Below are 20,288 nucleotides of genomic sequence, written 5' to 3'. Positions count from 1 at the left end.
ATGGTGATCCATGGCCATATGTCTCTGCACCGGATCCGTCTGGGTAACGATCTGCTGCACGAATTCTTATTGCAATGGGCGGAATGGACGCCGGACAGTCCAGCCGTCATACAGTCGCGCGGCGACGGCGAATTCGACGTCATCACGTACGAGGGCCTGCTGCGCCGGGTGGAGGAGTACGCCGCCGGACTCGACGCGGCCGGCCTCGACGTCGGCGACCGGGTCGTGCTGGAGTCGGACACCACCGCGGCCGGAATCGCGATGTTCCTGGCCTGTTCGGCGCGGGGCGTCACCTACATCCCGGTGAGCAGCGAGACCCCGCAGGCCCGGCGGCTGTCCATCGTCCAGTCGGCCGAGCCCGCGCTCTACCTGCGCGCCGCCGGCCGGCCGGAGGTCGAGGTGCCGCCGGAGGTCGGGACCGGGGTGTTCGGCCCCGACGGGGTGTGGATCGACACCGCCCCCAGGGGCCGCCGGGCCGAGTGGCGCACGCCGATCCCGTCGGACCCGGCGTACATGATCTTCACGTCGGGCAGCACCGGCCGGCCGAAGGGGGTGGTGATGAGCCACCGTGCGGCGCTCGCCTTCTTCCGCGGCATGCTGGCCCACGAGATCGTCGGCCCCGGCGGGCGGGTGGCGTCCACGTCGCCGTTCCAGTTCGACTTCTCGCTGCTCGACATCGCGCTCGCCCTCGGCAGCGGCGCCGCCGTCGTGCCGGTGCCGCGCGACCTGCTCCGCTGGCCCAGGCGGTTCGTCGGGTTCCTGCGCGACGCGCAGGTCACCCAGGTCAACGGGGTGCCGTCGATCTGGCGGCCGGTGCTGCGGCACGAGGCCGGCGCCCTGGCGGAGCTCAACCGGATCACCGGCATCCTCTACTCCGGGGAGAACTTCCCGCTTCCCGAGCTACGGCGGATCCAGGAGCTGCTGCCCGGCGTACGGATCGTGAACTGCTTCGGCAGCACGGAGTCGATCGCCGCCTCCCTGACCGACGTGCCCAACCCCCTCCCGCCCGACCAGAAGCGCCTCTCCATCGGCCGCGCGCACCAGGGCGCCGACCTGATGCTGATCGGCGAGTCGGGCAACCCGATCAACACGCCCGGCGTCGTCGGCGAGCTCTACCTGCGCAGCGCCGCCCTGTTCAGCGGCTACTGGGACGACCCCGAGGCGACCGCGAGGGCGCTCGTGCCCGACCCCCTCAACCCGCGCTCCGGCCAGCCGGTGTTCCGTACGGGCGACCTCGCCTATCTCGGCGAGTCCGGCGAGCTGTACTTCTGCGGCCGGGCCGACTCGCAGGTGAAGATCCGGGGCAACCGGGTCGAGCTCGGCGAGGTGGAGCGGCGGATCCTCGAGTTCCCCGGGATCGCCGGGGCCGCGGCGACGATGCTGCCGCGGCCGGAGGGCGACCCGGTGCTCGCCGCCTTCGTCGTGCTGGAGCCCGGCGCGCCCGCGCTGGAACATCGCGACCTGGAGGCGTTCTGCCTGGCCACGCTGCCCGACTACATGGCTCCGCAGCGCATCGTGCAGCTGCGCGAGCTGCCCCTCACGCCCAACGGGAAGGTGGACCGCCTGGCGCTGGCCGCCCAGCACGGGTGAGCCGCCCGGGCCACGAGCCGCGACCGGTCCTCGCGTCAGGCGCCTGACGCGAGGGCCGGTCGCCTTTTTCGTCGGTACGGGTTCGCCCTACGGAACCTTCACGGCCGGCCCGGTGGCGCGGAGGTACGAGCACGGGTGCGGGCATGCCACGGCCCTCCCCGGTGGCTGGGGGTGGGGTGGGACCACCGGGGAGGGCCGTGCCCTCGGGAGGGTGCTTCGGACGAATCGGTGCTTCAGTCGGTGCTTCAGTCGATCGCGGCGGCCTCCCGGGCGAGCCGGGCCCGGTCGACCTTCCGGTTGGAGTTCAGCGGGAAGTCCTCGACGTGCCGGTACTCCCGCGGCAGCAGGCCGGACGGCAGCACCCGGCGCAGCCGGCCGGCCAGTTCGGCCTGCTGGGTGGGCACGCCGGTGTAGAAGGTCACCAGCTCGGTGGTGCCCTCGACCGTACGGGTCACCGCGACGGCGTCCTGGACGCCGGGGCAGGAGCGCAGGGCGTGCTCGATCTCGGCGAGCTCCACCCGCCAGCCCTGGACCTGCACCTGCGAGTCCAGCCGTCCCAGATAGACCAGTTCGCCGTTCGGCAGGACCCGCACGCGGTCTCCGGTGCGGTACCAGCCGCGGCCGTCGTGGTGCAGGAACCGGCCCTCGTTGTCGTCCGGGTCGAGATATCCGGAGGTCAGCTGCGGGCCGGTGATGCACAGCTCGCCCTCGGTGTCGCTGTGCTCGCCGTCCGCGGTGCGCAGCAGCCAGTCGTGGCCCTCGTGCACCGTGCCGATCGGCGCCAGGCCGTTGACGCACAGCCCCGGCGAGGTCTCCGGCGACCAGCGGTGCCCGGTGACGGTGATGGTCAGCTCGGTGGGACCGTAGATGTTCTCCAGGGTCGACCCGGGGGCGGCGGCCTGCCAGTCCGCGGCGTCGTCCCCGCGCAGCGCCTCGCCCGCGAACAGGCTCCAGCGGAGCGTCGGCATCGAGCCGGGCGTGAGGCCGCCTCGCTTGCGGACCAGGACGATGCCGCTCGGCGTGGAGAACCAGACGGTCATCCGCCGTTCCGCCAGGAAGGCCGGCAGGTCGAGGTAGGCGGTGGCCGGCACCGGGTGCACGCTCGCGCCCGCGCCCCACGCGCAGAACATGTCGAACATCGCGCAGTCGAAGTTCAGGTCGAACGTCTGCGAGAACACGTCGTCCGGGCCGAAGTCGTAGCGCTCGTCCATCAGCCGGAAGTAGTGGGCGGTGCTGGCGTGCGTGATCGGCACACCCTTCGGCCGGCCCGTCGATCCGGAGGTGAACAGCAGGTACGCGATGTCGGTCGGCGCCACCGGAAGGGGGGCGTCGAGCGCCGTCCCGGCGGCCGGCCGGTCGAGGGCGATCACCGGGATGTCCGTGCCCGACGCGGCGATCTCGTCGAGCATCCGCCGCCCGTGGGCGTCGCCGAGCACCACGGAGACGTCCGCGGCGGTCAGCATGCGCCGGGTCCGCTCGACCGGGAAGTCCGGGTGCAGCGGCGCGACCGCGGCACCGGAGTAGAGACCGGCGAGGATGCCGGCGTAGCTCTCCACGGACTTGCCGGCCAGCACGCCGACCGCCTTCGGCCGCGCGCCCACGACGTCGAGCAGCGCGCCCGCCAGGCGGAGCGCGTGCTCGTGGAGCTCCGCGTAGGTGAGCACCCGATCGCCGTCCCTGACTGCCGGACGATCGGGTGCCAGCGCGAGCCCGCGCAGGAACCGGGCGTACAGCGCGTGGTCGTCGGTCACGCCGGTCATGTCACGCTGCTGAGCGTCGCCCAGAGCGCGCCCGGAGTGGCGAAGTTGCCGAGGCTGAGCATGTCGTCGCGGAAGCGGACCTGGTAGGTGCTCTCCAGCGACGCGAGCAGGTCGACCATGCTCAGCGAGTCGAGGCCGAGGTCACGCAGGTCGCTGCCCTCCGTGAGCTGGGCCCCGTCCGGCAGGAACGGCAGGTGTTTGCGGAGTATGGTCTCGAATCGCTCGTCCCACATGATGACTCTCTCCACGGGGTGGTCTTCTAGGAAAGGCTCGCCCCGGCTCGGGCGAGGTTCTCTTGCGCGGCGCCGCGCTCCTGGGCGGCGCGGTGCAGCTGGGCCGTGCGGTGCTCCTGGGCGGCGCGGTCCCGCCGGCGCGGGCGCGTGGCCCAGCGCGGGTCGAGCGCGACGACCTCGAAGTTGCGGGTGGTGACGCCCACCCGGCCCCAGAGCTGGTCGGGCCCGGAGACGTACAGCTTCCCGACGCCCCGCTCCCGCAGTGTCCCGACGACGGCAGGCCAGCGAACCGGGCGGACGATCCCGTCCAGCAGGATGTCCCGGACGCCGGCCGCGGTGTCCCGCAGCGAGCCGTCCTGGTCCGCGACGACCGGGATCGCCGGGTCCGTGAACGTGAGCGTGGGGAACAGTTCGGCCTCCACCCTGTCCCGCAGGCCGCCGAAGGCGCGGCAGTGCAGGGGCGGGTCCATGACGTACAGCGGAAGCCCGCCATGCGCCCGCAGCCGGCTCCGCAGGCCGTCGAGCACGTCACGGTGCACGGACAGCATGTGGAAGTCGTCGTCGACCTGGCAGGAGATCTCGTACCACTCGCCGCGTTCGTCCATCTCGGCGAGCAGTTCGGCCAGCCGCTCCCCGGGCACCCGGACGAACGACTGCGTCACCACGTCGGGGTGCTCGGCCGCGAAGTACTCGGTCTCGTACCGCACCAGTTCGGCGGTGAGCCGCACTCCGTCGGCGAAGCCGAGCGCGCCGGAGTGGACGGCGGCGGCCTTGCCGCCGAAACTCGCTCCGGCGCACAGGCCCGGCTCGACGCCGAACTCCTCCCGCGCCCACGTCGCGAGCGCCACGCAGTTGACGAAGAAGGCGACCTGCGCGTATTCGGAGTAGTCGCCGCTCGTCTCGCGGTAGCGCTCGAAGAGGTCATATCCCAGCACGTCGCCGGCGACCGCCACCAGCCGCCTCGCGACCGGGTTGACCAGCATGAACCTGGCCACGGTCGCGAAGTCGCACGGCCCCATGCCGGGAAAAACGATGGCGCTGTCCATGCTCAGAGGCGGCGGCCCGTGATCGGGAAACCGGGGAACATGCCCGGCTTGACCTGACCGTGCAGGACGCTGTCGTTGATCGTGGCGGTGAACTTCAGCTTGATCGGCATGGGCTTGGTCACCTTGAGCTTCCAGGTGACGGCGTTGCCGGTGACCTTGCCCTCCAGCAGCTCGGGGTTGGGCTCGTCGGTTCCGGTAAGCGCGCCGACCAGTTCCTCCCCGTTCGACTTCAGGTCGAAGAAAAGGGTCTGCTTGCCCATGGGGCTCTGCATTTCGACCGCCCACTTGCCGTCGACAGGCATGGCATTCCTCACAATCGATTAGCGGCTGATTCGAATTTCAACGTACACCGGCGGGGAACACGGCGGCACCCTTAGTAACCCCAGACGAGACGAACACCGACAATTTCTCCTCGAGCAGGTCGAGTTCGTCGCGGATATGCGGCAGGGAAAGGGGCCGTTCGGAGTAGAGCGCGGCCTCGCGCTGTTCGGCGGTCTGGCCGTAGAGCATGCTGGTCGCCGCGCGGAAGCGCAGCGCGCCGGGGTCGTCGCCGAGGTGGTGGCCGCCGAGCACCGCCACCCCGAAGTCGTCGAGCAGCACCCGCTGCAGGGACGCCGAGTCGGTGACGCCGTGCCAGTCGAGCCTCTCGCGCAGCGGTTCGAAGTCGGGGTAGACGTAGAAACCGCCGGTCGGCGGGCGGCACAGCGCGCCCGCGCCGACCATGATCTCGTGGACGGCGTTCGCCACGATGCCGTGCAGGCGGGTGTCCGCGGCGATGCGGCGCACCACCTCGGGCGGTTCCGCGAACACGTACTCCGCCACGGCCTGCATCGGGCCGGCCAGGGTCGACCAGATCTCACTGGCGACCGCGAGCACCTCGTCGCGGATCCGCTCGCCCCACGGGCCGGACGGGAACCGGGCGGCGCCGATCCGCCAGCCGCCGAGCGCGATGCTCTTGCTCAGGCCGGTCAGCACGATCGTCCGGTCCGGCACGACCTCCGCCGGGCTCAGCACCGGGCGCCAGGGGTCGTGCACGATGTCGCGGTAGATCTCGTCGGAGAGGATCAGCAGGTCCTCGCTCTCCGCGATCTCGCACAACTCCCGGACGAGGGCCGGCGAGGCGACCGTGCCGGTCGGGTTGTCCGGCGTGGTGAGGATCAGGATGCGGGGGTTGTGCCCCGACGCGCGCGCGGACCGGATGGTCTCGCGCAGCGCCTCCGGCTCCGGCACACCGCCGCACTCGTCCGGGATCGGCACCCCGAACACCTGCTTGCCGGCCAGCCGCGCCTGCGGCGCGTAGGTGACCCAGGACGGCCTGGCCAGCAGGACGTCCCCGGGGAGCACCAGTTGCAGCGCCATCAGCAGTGGTTTGCTGCCCGGCGCGAGCACCGTCTGGTCGGCGTCGGTCGGCATGCGGCGGCGGGTGAAGTAGCCGGCCACCGCCGCGCGGGCGTCGGCGGAGCCGGCCACCGGTCCGTACGCGTTGCGCGACGCGCCCTCCAGCAGGCGGGAGACCAGCGGCCGGAAGACCGGCAGCCGGGACTCGCCGAAGCCCAGGTGCACGATGGCGGCGCCCTCGGCTCTGCGCCGGGCGACGAGCTGGTCGAGCGCGAGGTTCGGGGAGACGTTACGACTGGACATGGGCCGCCTCCCTCGTCCACCGCCCGATCCGGGCCGCCCCGCCGTCGATGGCGGTCATGATGTCGTCGGGGGTGTCCGGGTCGAGTTCGAGCTCGGTGAGCCAGGCGGCCGTCGGCGAGTAGTGCGCCCGGAACGGCCGGCCGACCAGCGACGGCTGGCGGGCCTGCATGAACCGCAGCCGGAAGTAACGGCCCTGCGGGGTCTCCTCGACCCCGTCCACGATCACCTTGCCGGGGGTCGCGGACATGACCGGTCCGCGCACCGTCCGCGCGAGGCCGGGCAGGGTGCGGAACGCCCCGTGGAAGATCTCCACCGAGCGGGCGAGCGGCACCCGGAAGTAGGCGTGCGGCCCGGTGTCCCGCTCGACGAACTGGTAGTACGGCACCGCCCCGGCGGCGAACTGCAGCCGCCACAGCCGGGCCCAGGTGTCCACGTCGTCGTTGACGTACTTGATGAGCGGGGCCTGGCAGTACACCACGGCGCCGGTGCCGCGGACCCTGGCCAGCGCGGCGCGCGCCTCGTCGGTCTCCAGCTCGCGGGGGTGGCTGTAGTGCGCCATCAGCGCGAGCGTCCGGCCGGAGGCCACCACCCGCTCGAACAGCCGCAGCAGGTCGTCGGCGTCGGGATCGGTGGTGTACCGGTACGGCCAGTAGGCGGGCGACTTGCTGCCGATCCGGATCGTCCGCACGGTGTCCACGGCCAGCAGCGGTTCGATGTGGCCGCGCAGCCGCTCCGTCGTCATGATCATCGGGTCGCCGCCGGTGATCAGCACGTCCGAGACGTCGGGGTGCCGGCCGAGGTAGGCGATCAGCTGGTCGGGGTTCGGCGCGGCGAAGCGGAGATCGGCGTCGCCGACGAACTGCGCCCAGCGGAAGCAGTAGGTGCAGTACGCGTGACAGGTCTGGCCCTGGCTCGGGAAGTACAGGACCGTCTCGCGGTACTTGTGCTGAAGGCCGGGGATCGGCTCGTCGCCCAGGGTGGGCACGTTCAGCTCTTTCTGCCCGGACGGATGCGGGTTGAGGTCCGCGCGGATGGTCCGGACGGCCTCCTGGAGGCGGCTCCGGTCGCCGGTGGCGCTCAGCACGGACAGCATCCGCTCCTGCTCGTCCGACAGCATCCCGTGCTGCGGGAACACCAGCCGGTAGATCGGGTCGTCGGGGACGCGGGACCAGTCGATCAACTGGGACAGGACGTAGTCGTTGACCCGGAACGGCAGCACGAGCGAGATCAGCCGGATCGCCTCGCGGGCGTCCTCGGACAGCCCGTACCGGTCACCGATCTCATCAATATGACGAGGGCCGTAGGCGCGGAATCGCCCGACCTCCAAGGAACTGCCAGCAAGCAGCGTCATGCCGAAGTTCCTCCGATCTTCTGAGTCTGCTTGTTGCGAGCAATTGACGATAAATTGAATTCGGTCACCCGGTATACCCCTAAATACTCGTGCAGGCCCTTAGAATTCGCCCACCCGCACGGGCGTCGCACCGCGGTCCGGGATGTTCTCCAGGAACTCCCGGACGACCCGCAGGAAACGCTCCGGCTCCTCCAGATGCGGCAGGTGGCTGGAATCCTCGAAAATCTGCCAGCGGACGTCGGGAATGAGATCGGCGAACGGCTGGACGGCGGCCGGAGTCACCTCGTCGTGCCTGCCGGAGATGAGCAGCGTGGGCACGGCGATGTCGGGGCAGCAGTCGACCACGGAGTAGTCGCGCAGCGTGCCGTTGACGTGGAACTCACTCGGCCCGTTCATCGTGTAGTAGACGGCGGGGTCGTTGTGGATCTCCATCAGGGAGGCGATGAAGTCCCTGGGCAGCGGGTCGAGACGGCAGACGTGCCGGTCGTTGAAGACCTTGACGGCCCGCACGTACTCCGCGCTGTCGGTGGTGCCGGCCTCCTCGTGCCGGGTGAGCGTCTCCGCGACCTCCAGGGGGAGCGCGCGGCGCAGCACGGCCAGTTCGCCCAGCCACAGGGGGTACGACGCCGGGGAGTTCGCGATGATCAGGCCGCGCAAACCGGCGGGCCGCGTCGCCGCGTGCCGCGCGGCCAGCACGCCGCCCCAGGAATGGCCGAGCAGCGTGTAGTCGCCGGCGATGCCGAGCGCGCCCAGCAGATTCTCCAGTTCGTCCAGGAACAACTGGGGGGTCCAGAAATCGGCGCCCCGGCCGGGCAGGCGGGTCGAGCCGCCGTTTCCCAGCTGGTCGTAGTGGACGACCGGCCGGCCGTGCCCGGCGAGTTCCGCGATGTTGCGCAGGTAGTCGTGGGTGCTGCCGGGGCCGCCGTGCGCGACCACCAGCGGCGGCACGCCCGCCCGCAGATCGCCGGTCACCCGGTACCACGTCCGGTATTCACCGAAGGGCACGGTGCCCTTCGCGTTCGGCGCGAGAGCCATGGTTATTCCTCGAATCAGCCAGAGCTTGGATCAGCCGGAACCCGAAATCCGGAAATCGGCTGGAACGCGAAATCGATCAGGACTCGGATCAGCTGGAAATGGACTGCAGCCATTCGTCGACGACCCGCGCCGTGACGTGCGCGCGCTCGTCGATCATGGTGAAGTGGTTCGCCCGCACCTGCCGCACGGTGTGCGCCGCGTCCCACGACGTGGCCTGCCACCCGTCCGCGGGCTCGGTGCCGAGGAACGACTCGGTGCACTGCGCGAACAGCACCGGCGCGGACACCGTGCCGATGTCGAGGTCGGGCAGCATGTCGAACCAGCAGCCCATGCCGGAGAGCCGGGCGCTGTCGAAGCCGCCGAACATCTCCTCGACGTCGAACAGGCCGGCCGCGAGCTGCTGCATCGGGATCGCCTGCCCGGCGCCCTCGTGCAGCTTGAAGGTGTCGAGAAGGACCAGGCCGCTGGGCGAGATCCCGTACCGCTGCTCCAGGCACGCGGCGGCCGCGTGGGCGAGGGTGCCGCCGGAGGAGTAGCCGAGCAGCACGAACGGCTCGCCCTCCGCCGCCGCGATGACCGCCTCGGCCAGCGCGAGCACGCCCGCCTCCGGCGTCGCGGGCAGGCTGTCGCCGGCCGCGAATCCCGGCGTCGGGATGGCCGAGACGTGCCGCGGGGTGAGGTGCCGTACGAGCCGGGCGTGCTGGTGCACGCCGCCGGTGACCATCGGCGTCGACAGGCAGATCAGCCGCGGCCGCGCCGGGCCGTCGGCGAGTTGCACCGCCGGGATCGGCCCGCCGAGGTCCGCCGGGGTGGTGAACTTCGGCCGCAGGTTGGACACCGCGCGCAGCAGGTCGAACGCCCCCGCCACCTGGTTGTCGGTGATCGCCGCGCGGAACAGGGCGCTCAGCGTGTCGGGCGCCCGCTCCCCCGCCGTCGGCGTGGCGGCCGCCCCCGCCGCGTGGGCGCCGGCCGGCGTGACCGCCATCTCGTCGTGCAGGTACGCCGCCAGCTCCCGCGGCGTCTTGCTGTCGAACACCACCATCGGCGGCAGCCGCAGGCCGGTGGCCGCGTTGAGGCCGTTGCGCAGTTCCATGGCCGACAGCGAGTCGAACCCGGACTCCAGGAAGTCCTTGTCGAGGTCGACGTCGGCCGCCCCGGCGTGGCCGAGCAGCACGGCGGCGACGCCCCGCACCAGTTCCTCCAGCGCGGCCTTCCGCTCCGGCTCGCCGAGACCGGCCAGCCGGTCGCGGAACGCGCCCGGGTCGGCCTGGCCGACGCTCGCCCGGCGCCGCCCCGTACCGGCGAGGCCGCGCAGCAGCGCCGGCGGCTCGCCGGGACGGGAGCGGAGCGCGGCGCGGTCGAGGCTCAGCGGCGTGAGCGCCGGGTACGGCGACGCCAGCGCCGCGTCGAACAGCGCCAGGCCCTCCTCGGCGGTCAGCGGCGGCAGGCCCTGGCGGCGCAGCCGGTGCAGGTCGGTGTCGCTGAGCCACTGGCTCAGCCCGGTGTCCACGTCCCAGAGGCCGAACGCCATCGCGGTGGCCGGCAGGCCGCTCGCGTGCCGGTGGACCGCAAGGGCGTCCAGGAACACGTTGGCCGCCGCGTAGCTGGCCTGACCGGCGGCGAGCACCTGGCCACCGGCCGAGGAGAACAGCGCGAACGCCGTCAGGTCGAGATCGCGGGTCAGCTCGTGCAGGTGCCAGGCGGCGTCGGCCTTGGGCCGCAGCACGCCGTCCAGCCGCTCCGGCGTCATCGTGGCGACCAGGCCGTTGTCGCCGATCCCGGCCACGTGCACCACGCCGCCGAGCGGGTGCTCGGCGGGCACGGCCGCGAGCAGCCCGGCCAGCTGCTCGCGGTCGGAGACGTCGCAGGCCGCGACGGTGACCGTCGCGCCGTGCCCGGACAGCTCGGCCACCAGCTCGGGGGCGCCCGCGGCGGCCAGGCCGCTGCGGCTGGTCAGCAGCAGGTGCCGTACGCCGTGCCGCACCACGAGATGCCGCGCGACGAGGCTGCCGAGCCCGCCCGTGCCTCCCGTGACGAGCACGGTGCGGTCCGGACGCCACGGCGACTCCGGCGCTTCGGCCGGCGGCGGGACGGGCACCAGCCGGGGCACGCCGGCCACGCCGTTCCGCACGATCACCTCGGGCTCCCGCGACGCGACCGCCTGTGCCACGACGGCGGGAGTCTCACTGCCGTCCAGGTCGAGGATGGTGAACCGGCCCGGGTTCTCCGCCTGCGCGGCCCGCAGCACGCCCCAGACCGGTGCCGGTCGCGGGTCGACGGTCAGCGCGGCAGGTGAGGCGGGGGCGGCGTCGGAGGTCACCACGACCAGCCGGGAGTCGACGAGCCGCTCGTCGGCGAGCCAGTCCCGCACCACGGCCAGCACGGCGTTCGCCGCGCCGCGGACGTCGGCCAGGACGTCGCCGGTGTCCTGGGCGGGGCAGCGGAAGATCGCCACCTCCGGCGCCTCCGGCAGGCCGGCCAGCGCGGCGACGTCGTCCACGACAGGGATGCCCAGGCCGAGACCGTCGCCACCGAGCGCCACCCAGGCGTGGGTGGCCGGTTCGGCCTGCGTGCCGGGCAGCTCGCTCCATTCCGGGCGCAGCAGCGTCTCCAGTCCGCCCGGGCGGCTCGCGGCCAGCTGCTCGGGCGAGATCGCCCGCAGCGCCAGGCGCTCGACCGAGGCGACCGGCGTACCGGCCGGATCGGCGATGTCCAGCGCCAGCGTGTTCTCGCTGAGCCAGGTCAGCCGCACCCGCAGGGCCCGCGCGCCCACCGCGTGCAGGGCGACCCCGTGCCAGGCGAACGGCAGCAGCGTGCGTTCCGCGTCGTCCGCCTCGTCGGGGACGGCGAAGCTCAGCCCGTGCATGGCGGCGTCGAGCAGTGCGGGGTGGAGTCCGAAGAGTGCGGCGTCCTGATGTTCCTGGTCGGGGAGGGCGACTTCGGCGAACAGTTCCTCGCCGCGTCGCCAGGCCGCGCGTAGTCCCTGGAAGGCCGGGCCGTAGCCGTAGCCGCGTTCGTGCAGGATCTGGTAGGCGTCGGTGAGGTCCACCATGCTGGCCTCCGCCGGAGGCCACTGGCTCAGGTCCGCACCGGCCGGGTTCGCATCTGCCGGGTTGGTGGACAGGGTGCCTTCGGCGTGCAGTGTCCAGGGCAGGTCGGCCGGGGCCTGCGCGCCTCGCGAGTAGATCGCCACCGTACGGCGGCCGTCCTCGTCGGCGGCGCCGACCACGACCTGCACCTGCACCGCGCCCTCACCGGACCCGGCGGCCCCGCCAGGCAGCACCAGCGGCGCGGCCAGCGTCAGCTCCTCCACCTGCGTGCACCCGGTGTGCTCGGCCGCGTGCAGCGCCAGCTCCACCAGACCGGTCCCCGGCAACAGCACACTGCCGAACACCTGGTGATCGGCCAGCCAGGGGTGCGTGCGAACCGACAGCCGGCCGGTGAAGACCACCGCGTCCGAGTCGGGGGCGGGGATCGCAGCGCCGAGCAGCGGGTGCTCGACCGTCGCGAGCCCCGCCGACTCCGCGTTCACGCCGTCGCGGTTCGGCGGCACCCAGTAGTGCTGACGCTGGAAGGCGTAGGTGGGCAGGTCGACCCGGTTGGCGCCGGTCTCGGCGTAGAAGGCCTGCCAGTCGACCGGGACGCCGGCGGTGTGCAGCTGACCGAGCGCGGCGACGACCGTGCCCGGTTCGGGTCGCTCGTTCCGCATGGTGGCGGTGAAGACGGTGGTGTCGGCCTCGTCGAGGGTCTGCTGGGCCATCGCGGTCAGCACCGCGTCCGGGCCCAGCTCCACGAACCGGGTCACCCCCTGGCCGGCCAGGGTGGTCACGGCGTCGGCGAACCGCACCGCGCCGCGCACCTGGTCCACCCAGTACCGCGCGGTGCCGAACCCGTCGTCGGCGAGGTCGCCGGTGACGGTGGACACGATCGGGATCGACGCCGGGGCGTAGGTCAGGGACTCCGCCACGGTGTGGAAGTCGGCGAGCATCGGCTCCATCAGGTGGGAGTGGAAGGCGTGGGAGACCCGCAACCGGCGCGTCTTGCGCCCCTGCTCCGCCAACCGAGCCGCCAGGGCCAGAACGGGTGCTTCCTGCCCGGAGACCACCACGGCGCGGGGGCCGTTGACCGCGGCGATGTCCACCCCGTCGGTGAGCAGGGGGGTCACCTCGTCCTCGGTGGCCTGGATGGCGACCATCGCCCCGCCGGCCGGGAGGGCCTGCATCAGCCGGCCCCGCGCCGCGACCAGGCGGGACGCGTCGGCGAGTGACAGCATCCCGGCGACGTGCGCGGCGGCCAGCTCACCGACCGAGTGCCCGGCCAGGTAGTCCGGCCGCACCCCCCACGAGGAGACCAGGCGGAACAGCGCCACCTCGATCGCGAACAACCCCGCCTGCGCATACGCCGTCTGGTCGGCGAGACCGGGGTCCTCGCCCCAGATCACCTCACGCAACGGCCGGTCCAGGTGCGCGTCCAGCTCGTCCGCGACAGCGTCGAAGGCTTGGGCGAAGGCGGGGAAGGCCGCGTGGAGTTCGCGGCCCATGCCGAGCCGCTGGGCGCCCTGACCGGTGAACAGCACACCGACCTTCCCGGTGGAGCGGGCGACGCCCTGCACCACCCCGGGTGCGGTGCGGCCCTCCGCCAGTGCGGCCAGCCCCGCCAGCAGCCCGGCCCGATCCCCGCCAGTGATGACCGCCCGCCGCTCGAACGACGCCCGCGTCGTCGCCAGCGACAACCCGACATCCGCGACACCGAGGGAGGGACGGTCCTGCACGAAGGACAGCACCCGCGCCGCCTGACCGGCCAGCGCGTCCGCCGACTTGCCCGACACCACCCACGCCACCGGAGCCACCAGGGCACCGGCCTGGACCTCGCCCTCGCCCGGCTGCGCGTCGGCGGCAGCGCCAGTGGGCTGCCCGATCTCGGCAGAGACGCCCGAGGCCGGCGCACCGGCCTCCTCGGCGATCGCCGGGGAGGCGCTGCCGGCCTCGGCCGGCAGCAGGGCGGCGCCGGCGGACGGGACGAGGGAGAACTCTTCCGCTCCTGCCAGGTCGGCGGGGGCCTGCTCGATGATGACGTGGGCGTTGGTGCCACTGATCCCGAACGAGGACACCGCCGCCCGGCGGGGACGGTCCACCTCCGGCCACGGCATCGCCTCGGTCAGCAGCCGCACCTGGCCCGCCGACCACTCCACGTGCGGGGACGGCTCGTCCACGTGCAGCGTCTTGGGCAACTCCGCGTGCCGGATCGCCTCCACCATCTTGATGACCCCGCCGACACCGGCCGCCGCCTGGGCATGACCGATGTTCGACTTCAGCGACCCCAGCCACAGCGGCCGCTCCTCAGGCCGATCCTGACCATAGGTCGCCAAAACCGCCTGCGCCTCGATCGGGTCACCGAGCGTCGTGCCGGTGCCGTGCCCTTCGACCACGTCCACGTCCCGCACCGACAGACGTGCGTTGGCCAGGGCCTGGCGGATCACCCGCTGCTGGGAGGGGCCGTTCGGCGCCGTGAACCCATTGGACGCGCCGTCCTGGTTCACCGCCGAGCCCCGGATCACGGCGAGGACCCGGTGGCCGAGCCGCCGCGCGTCCGACAGCCGCTCCATGAGCAGCAGGCCGGCGCCTTCCGCCCAGGCGGCGCCGTTGGCGCCCGCCGCGAACGACCGGCACCGTCCGTCCGGCGACAGCCCCCGCTGGCGGGAGAACTCGATGAACATGGCCGGTTCGGACATCACGGTGACCCCGCCGGCCAGCGCCAGGGAGCACTCGCCCGACTTGAGCGCCTGCCCGGCCAGGTGCAGCGCCACCAGCGACGACGAGCAGGCGGTGTCGACGGTGAGGGCCGGTCCCTCCAGCCCGAGGGTGTAGGCTACCCGGCCGGAGACGAGGCTGCCGCCGCTGCTGCTGGCGACGCCGACGCCCTGCCCGTAGTCGTGGTACATCACACCGGCGAAGACCCCGGTCTTGCTGCCCCGCAGCGCTCCCGGGTCGATACCGGCCCGCTCGAACGCCTCCCAGGAGGTCTCCAGCAGCAGCCGCTGCTGCGGATCCATCATCACCGCTTCGTTCGGGCTGATGCCGAAGAAGCCCGGGTCGAACTCCGCCGCGTCGTACAGGAACCCGCCGTTGCGGGCATACGTCTTGCCGGGGACGCCCGGCTCCGGGTCGTAGATGCCCTCGACGTCCCAGCCGCGGTCGGCGGGGAACTCGCCCACCGCGTCCACGCCGTCGGTGACCAGCCGCCACAGGTCCTCGGGCGAGGTCACCCCGCCCGGGTACCGGCAGGCCATGCCGATGATCGCGATCGGCTCGTCGTCGAGCGGCGCCTGAACGGCGACGCCGGTCTCGTCCCGCGTGCCGCTGAGCGTCTCGCCGATGTGCTCGGCCACCGCGAGCGCGCTGGGGTAGTCGAAGACGAGGGTCGCGGGCAGTCGCAGCCCGGTGGCCTCGCCCAGCACGTTGCGCAGTTCGACCGCGGACAGCGAGTCGAAGCCGAGCTCCTGGAACGCGCGGTCCGGCTCGATCGCGTCGGCCGACGCGTGGCCGAGCACCGCCGCGACGGTGGACCTCACCAGGTCGAGCAGCGCGGCCGAACGCTCGGCCTCGCCCAGCCCGGCCAGCCGCTGCCGCAGCGCCTCGCCGCCGCCCGAACGGGCCGCCTGCCGGATCGGCACCCGTACGAGACCGCGCAGCAGGTGCGGAAGCTGCTCCGGCTTGGCGCGCAGGGCCACCGGGTCGATGCGCAGCGGCACGCGTACGGCGCCGGGCGCGGCGAGGGCCGCGTCGAAGAGGGCCAGACCGTCCTCCGCGGTGAGCGCGGGATAACCCATGCGCCGCATGCGGGTGAGGTCGGCGTCGCTCAGCAGCGCGCCGAGACCCGCGTCCACGCCCCACAGGCCGTACGCCATGGACGTCGCAGGCAGGCCGTTGGCGTGCCGGTGGGTGGCCAGCGCGTCGAGGAAGACGTTCGCGGCGGCGTAGTTGCCCTGACCGGCGGCCAGGACCATGCCGCCCGCGGAGGAGAGCAGCACGAACGCGGCCAGGTCCAGGTCCTTGGTCAGCTCGTGCAGGTGCCACGCGGCGTCGGCCTTCGGTGCGAGCACGGCGGCCAGCCGCTCCGGGGTGAGCGCGCCGACGAGGCCGTTGTCGGCGACGCCGGCGGCGTGCACGACGGCGGTCAGCGGCCGTTCCGCCGGGATGGCCGCCAACACCCCGGCCAGCGCGTCGCGGTCGGCGGCGTCGCACGCGGCGATGGTCACTTCGGCGCCGAGCGCGACGAGCTCGTCACGCAGTTCCGCCGCGCCCGGCGCGTCCGGGCCTCGCCGGCTGGTGAGCACCAGCGAGCGGACGCCGTACGCGGTGACCAGGTGGCGGGCGAGCAGGCCGCCGAGCCCGCCGGTGCCGCCGGTGATGAGCGCGGTCCCGTCGGGGTCCAGCGCCGGCGCGGCCGCCTCGGCCGGCGGCGTGGGCCGCACGAACCTGGGGACGAGGACCTCACCGGCCCGGATCGCGGCCTCCGGCTCGGCCGACGCCACCACCGCGGCGACCGCGTCAGGCGAGCCGGGGTGGTCGTCGACGTCCAGCAGGGCGAAGCGGCCGGGGTTCTCCGCGATCGCGGCCCGCACCAGGCCCCACACGGGCGCCTGGGTCAGCGCCACGTCGTCGGCCTCTCCGGTCGCGACCGCGCCCCGGGTGACCACGACCAGCCTCGAATCGGCGAACCGGTCCTCGGCCAGCCACTCCTGCACGATCTCCAGCACGGCGGCGGTCACGGACCGGACGCCGGACGGGACGTCCGCGGCGGGCGCGTCCGGCGCCTGCCAGACGACGGTGCCGGGCACGACGGCCGCGTCCGCCAGCGCCCGGAGGCTCTCGACGACCGGTACGCCTTCGGGGAACGGGCCGGAGCCCAGAACCACCCAGTTCGTGTCGTCCGACGCCGCCGCCAGAGGGCTCCACTCGATGCCGAACAACGCCTCGTCGGCGACGTCCCGCGTCGCGCTGAGCTGGTCGACCGACACCGGCCGGGACACCAGCGACGCGACCGTGAGCACTGGCCTGCCGGTCGCGTCGGCGACGTTCAGCGCCAGGCCCCGGGTGGCGGACGGCGCCAGGCGTACCCGCGCCGCGGGCGCGCCGGTGGCGTGCAGCGACACACCGCCCCAGACGAACGGGAGGACCGTCTCACCCTCGCCCCGCCCGTCGCCGTCCACCAGGATCGCGTGCATCGACGCGTCGAGCAGCGCGGGGTGGAGCCCGAAGAGGGCGGCGTCCTGATGCGCCTGGTCGGGCAGGGCGACTTCGGCGAACAGGTCCTCGCCGCGCCGCCAGGCCGCCCGCAGGCCCTGGAAGGTCGGACCGTAGCCGTAGCCCGCGGCGAGAAGCTCCTCGTACGCGCCCTGCACGTCGATCGGCGTCGCGCCCGGCGGCGGCCACTGTTCGAGCGACTCCCCGCGGACGTCCGGTCCCTCGGCCAGCACGCCCTGGGCGTGTACGGTCCAGTTCTCCGCGTCGTGGTCGGGGCGGGACCGCACCAGCAGCGGCCGGCGACCGGCGTCGTCCGCGGCCCCGACGACGACCTGCACCGCCAGGCCGTCACGGTACGCGCCCTCCGGCAGCACCAGCGGCGCCTGGAGAGTGAGCTCCTCCAGGATCGGGCACCCGGCCTTGTCTCCGGCGTGGACGGCCATCTCCACGAAGCCGGTGCCCGGCAGCAGGACGTTCCCGTACACCTGGTGGTCGGCCAGCCAGGGGTGGGTGTGGACCGACAGCCTGCCGGTGAGGACCAGGCCCCCGGAGTCGGGCAGGGGGATGACGGCGCCCAGCAGAGGGTGCTCGACGGCCTCCAGCCCGGCGGAGGACAGGTTGCCGACGTAGTCGGCCGCCCAGGACTCCGACAGGTAGTCGTAGGTGTCGAGCCAGTAGCGCTCGCGCTGGAAGGCGTAGGTGGGCAGGTCGACGCGGTTGGCGCCGGTCTCGGCGTAGAAGGCCTGCCAGTCGACCGGGACGCCGGCGGTGTGCAGCTGTCCGAGCGCGGCGACGACCGTGCCGGGCTCGGGTCGCTCGTTCCGCATGGTGGCGGTGAAGACGGTGGTGTCGGCCTCGTCGAGGGTCTGCTGGGCCATCGCGGTGAGCACCGCGTCCGGGCCCAGCTCCACGAACCGGGTCACCCCCTGGCCGGCCAGAGTGGTCACCGCGTCGGCGAACCGCACCGCACCCCGCACCTGGTCCACCCAGTACCGCGCGGTGCCCAGCTCCTCGGCGGCGAGGGCGCCCGTGACGGTGGACACGATCGGGATCCGCGGCGCGTCGAACGACACCGTGCCGGCCACCTCGGCGAAGTCGGCCAGCATCGGGTCCATCATGTGGGAGTGGAAGGCGTGGGAGACCCGCAGCTGGCGGGTCTTGCGTCCCCGGCCGGCGAACTGGGCGGCCAGGGCCAGCACAGGGCCTTCCTGCCCGGAGATGACCAGCGCGCTCGGGCCGTTGACGGCGGCGATGTCCACCCCGTCTCCCAGGAGCGGGGTCACCTCGTCCTCGGTGGCCTGGATGGCGACCATCGCCCCGCCGGCCGGAAGGGCCTGCATCAGCCGGCCCCGCGCCGCGACCAGGCGGGACGCGTCGGCGAGCGACAGCATCCCGGCGACGTGCGCGGCGGCCAGCTCCCCGATGGAGTGACCGGCCAGGTAGTCCGGCCGCACCCCCCACGACTCCAGGAGGCGGAACAGCGCCACCTCGACAGCGAAGAGCCCGGCCTGCGCGTACGCCGTCTGGTCGGCGAGACCGGGGTCCTCGCCCCAGATCACCTCACGCAGCGGCCGGTCCAGATGCGCGTCCAGCTCGTCCACCACGGCGTCGAAGGCCTGCGCGAACACCGGGAACGTCGCGTGCAGTTCGCGGCCCATGCCGAGCCGCTGGGCGCCCTGACCGGTGAACAGCATGCCGACCTTGCCACCGGAGCGGGCGATGCCCTGCACCACCCCGGGCGAGGTGCGGGTCTCGGCCACCGCGGCGAGCCTCGCCAGCAGGGTGGCGCGGTCGCCACCGGTCACCACCGCCCGCCGCTCGAAGGAGGTCCGCGTCGTCGCCAGCGAGTAGCCGATGTCGGCCACGCTCAGGCCGGGGTGCTCCTGCACGAAGGACAGCACCCGGGCCGCCTGACCGGCCAGCGCGTCCGGCGTCTTGCCCGACAGCACCCACGCCACCGGGGTTCCGGTCTGGTCCTCCCCCTCACCCGGGACCACGCCGGCGGGAGCGGGGGCCTCGGTGGGGGTGAGGTCGGCGGGGGCCTGCTCGATGATGACGTGGGCGTTGGTGCCGCTGATGCCGAACGAGGACACACCCGCGCGGCGGGGGCGGTCCACCTCCGGCCACGGCATCGCCTCGGTCAGCAGCTGGACCTGACCGGCCGACCACTCGATGTGCGGGGAGGGCTCGTCGACGTGCAGGGTCTTGGGCAGCACCCCGTGCCGGATCGCCTGCACCATCTTGATGATGCCGCCGACACCGGCGGCCGCCTGCGCGTGGCCGATGTTCGACTTGAAGGATCCGAGCCACAGGGGCCGGTTCTCCGGGCGGTCCTGACCATAGGTCGCCAGCACCGCCTGCGCCTCGATCGGGTCACCGAGAGTGGTGCCGGTGCCGTGGCCCTCCACCGCATCGACGTCCTGCACCGACAACCTGGCGTTCGCCAGGGCCTGGCGGATCACCCGCTCCTGCGACGGACCGTTCGGCGCCGTCAGACCGTTCGACGCGCCGTCCTGGTTCACCGCCGTACCCCGCACCACGGCCAGCACCCGGTGCCCGAGCCGCCGCGCGTCCGACAGCCGCTCCACCAGCAGCACACCGCAGCCCTCGGCCCACGCCGTGCCGTTCGCGCCGGCCGCGAACGACCGGCACCGGCCGTCCGGCGACAGCCCCCGCTGGCGGGAGAACTCGATGATCGCCTCCGGCGTGGCCATCACCGCCACACCACCCACCAGCGCCAGCGAGCACTCGCCCGACCGCAGCGCCTGCCCGGCCAGATGCAACGCCACCAGCGAGGAGGAGCACGCGGTGTCAACAGTGACCGACGGGCCCTCGAACCCGAACACGTACGACACCCGGCCCGAAGCGATCGACCCGGTGTTCGCGTTGGCGGCGTAGTCGTGGTACATCATCCCGGCGAACACGCCCGTGGACGAGCCCCGCAGCGAGCCCGGGTCGATCCCCGCCCGCTCCATCGCCTCCCAGGACGTCTCCAGCAGCAACCGCTGCTGCGGATCCATCACCAGAGCCTCGTTCGGGGAGATCCCGAAGAACCCGGCGTCGAACTCCGCCGCCTCGTGCAGGAACCCACCCGACTTCACATAACTCGTGTTCGGCCGCTCCCCACTCGGATCGAACAACCCCTCAACATCCCAGCCACGATCAGCCGGCCAATCCGAAATCGCGTCCACACCATCGGACACCAGCCGCCACAAATCCTCCGGCGAGGACACCCCACCCGGATACCGGCACGCCATTCCGATGATTGCGATCGGCTCATGCTGGGCGGCGATGATTTTGCGGTGCTCGCCGCGGAGCCGTTCCGTCTCCTTCAGCGAGGCCCGTAGCGCCTCGACCAGCTTGACGTCGGAGTCACTCATCGCCAA

General features: G+C 73.0%; 9 protein-coding genes. 1 reads left to right on the top strand and 8 read right to left on the bottom strand.

Annotation, left to right across the window (positions count from 1 at the left end):
- Nucleotides 1-69 precede the first annotated feature (69 nt).
- Nucleotides 70-1,590 carry an AMP-binding protein gene (locus tag HHX40_RS22670; RefSeq protein WP_208759279.1) on the top strand — a complete coding sequence of 507 codons (1,521 nt, stop codon included), beginning with the start codon at nucleotides 70-72 and terminating at the stop codon, nucleotides 1,588-1,590.
- A 245-nt stretch (nucleotides 1,591-1,835) separates the two neighbouring features.
- Here the strand turns inward: HHX40_RS22670 and HHX40_RS22665 are convergent, their stop codons facing one another.
- The 8 genes from HHX40_RS22665 to HHX40_RS37845 form a co-directional block, all read right to left on the bottom strand.
- Entirely contained in the window at nucleotides 1,836-3,350 is a 1,515-nt protein-coding gene (locus tag HHX40_RS22665) for an amino acid adenylation domain-containing protein (RefSeq protein ID WP_182882217.1), read from the bottom strand.
- Nucleotides 3,347-3,598 (bottom strand): phosphopantetheine-binding protein, encoded by a 252-nt coding sequence (locus HHX40_RS22660; protein WP_220499459.1) that lies wholly within the window; start codon nucleotides 3,596-3,598, stop codon nucleotides 3,347-3,349. Before HHX40_RS22660 ends, HHX40_RS22665 begins: the two co-directional genes overlap by 4 nt.
- Before the next feature lie 11 nt (nucleotides 3,599-3,609).
- Nucleotides 3,610-4,629, bottom strand: coding sequence for an ACP S-malonyltransferase (locus HHX40_RS22655; protein WP_220499458.1), 1,020 nt, complete (start codon nucleotides 4,627-4,629; stop codon nucleotides 3,610-3,612).
- A 2-nt stretch (nucleotides 4,630-4,631) separates the two neighbouring features.
- Entirely contained in the window at nucleotides 4,632-4,931 is a 300-nt protein-coding gene (locus HHX40_RS22650; protein ID WP_111699609.1) for a hypothetical protein, read from the bottom strand.
- A 37-nt stretch (nucleotides 4,932-4,968) separates the two neighbouring features.
- A complete protein-coding gene (locus tag HHX40_RS22645) occupies nucleotides 4,969-6,270 on the bottom strand; it encodes a pyridoxal phosphate-dependent aminotransferase (protein WP_182882216.1) in 1,302 nt (433 codons plus the stop codon).
- Nucleotides 6,257-7,621: a KamA family radical SAM protein gene (locus HHX40_RS22640; protein WP_182882215.1), complete on the bottom strand. Its 1,365-nt coding sequence runs from the start codon at nucleotides 7,619-7,621 to the stop codon at nucleotides 6,257-6,259. Before HHX40_RS22640 ends, HHX40_RS22645 begins: the two co-directional genes overlap by 14 nt.
- A gap of 99 nt (nucleotides 7,622-7,720) precedes the next feature.
- Nucleotides 7,721-8,656 (bottom strand): proline iminopeptidase-family hydrolase, encoded by a 936-nt coding sequence (locus HHX40_RS22635; RefSeq protein ID WP_182882214.1) that lies wholly within the window; start codon nucleotides 8,654-8,656, stop codon nucleotides 7,721-7,723.
- A gap of 88 nt (nucleotides 8,657-8,744) precedes the next feature.
- Nucleotides 8,745-20,282, bottom strand: a complete 11,538-nt coding sequence (locus tag HHX40_RS37845; RefSeq protein WP_182882213.1) for a type I polyketide synthase — start codon at nucleotides 20,280-20,282, stop codon at nucleotides 8,745-8,747.
- Nucleotides 20,283-20,288 lie beyond the last annotated feature (6 nt).

The organism is Microbispora sp. H10949 (genome assembly GCF_014161435.1).
GTDB lineage: Bacteria > Actinomycetota > Actinomycetes > Streptosporangiales > Streptosporangiaceae > Microbispora > Microbispora triticiradicis.
The sequence above is the reverse complement of the archived record's forward strand: the minus strand, read 5'-3'. Positions and strand labels throughout refer to the sequence as shown.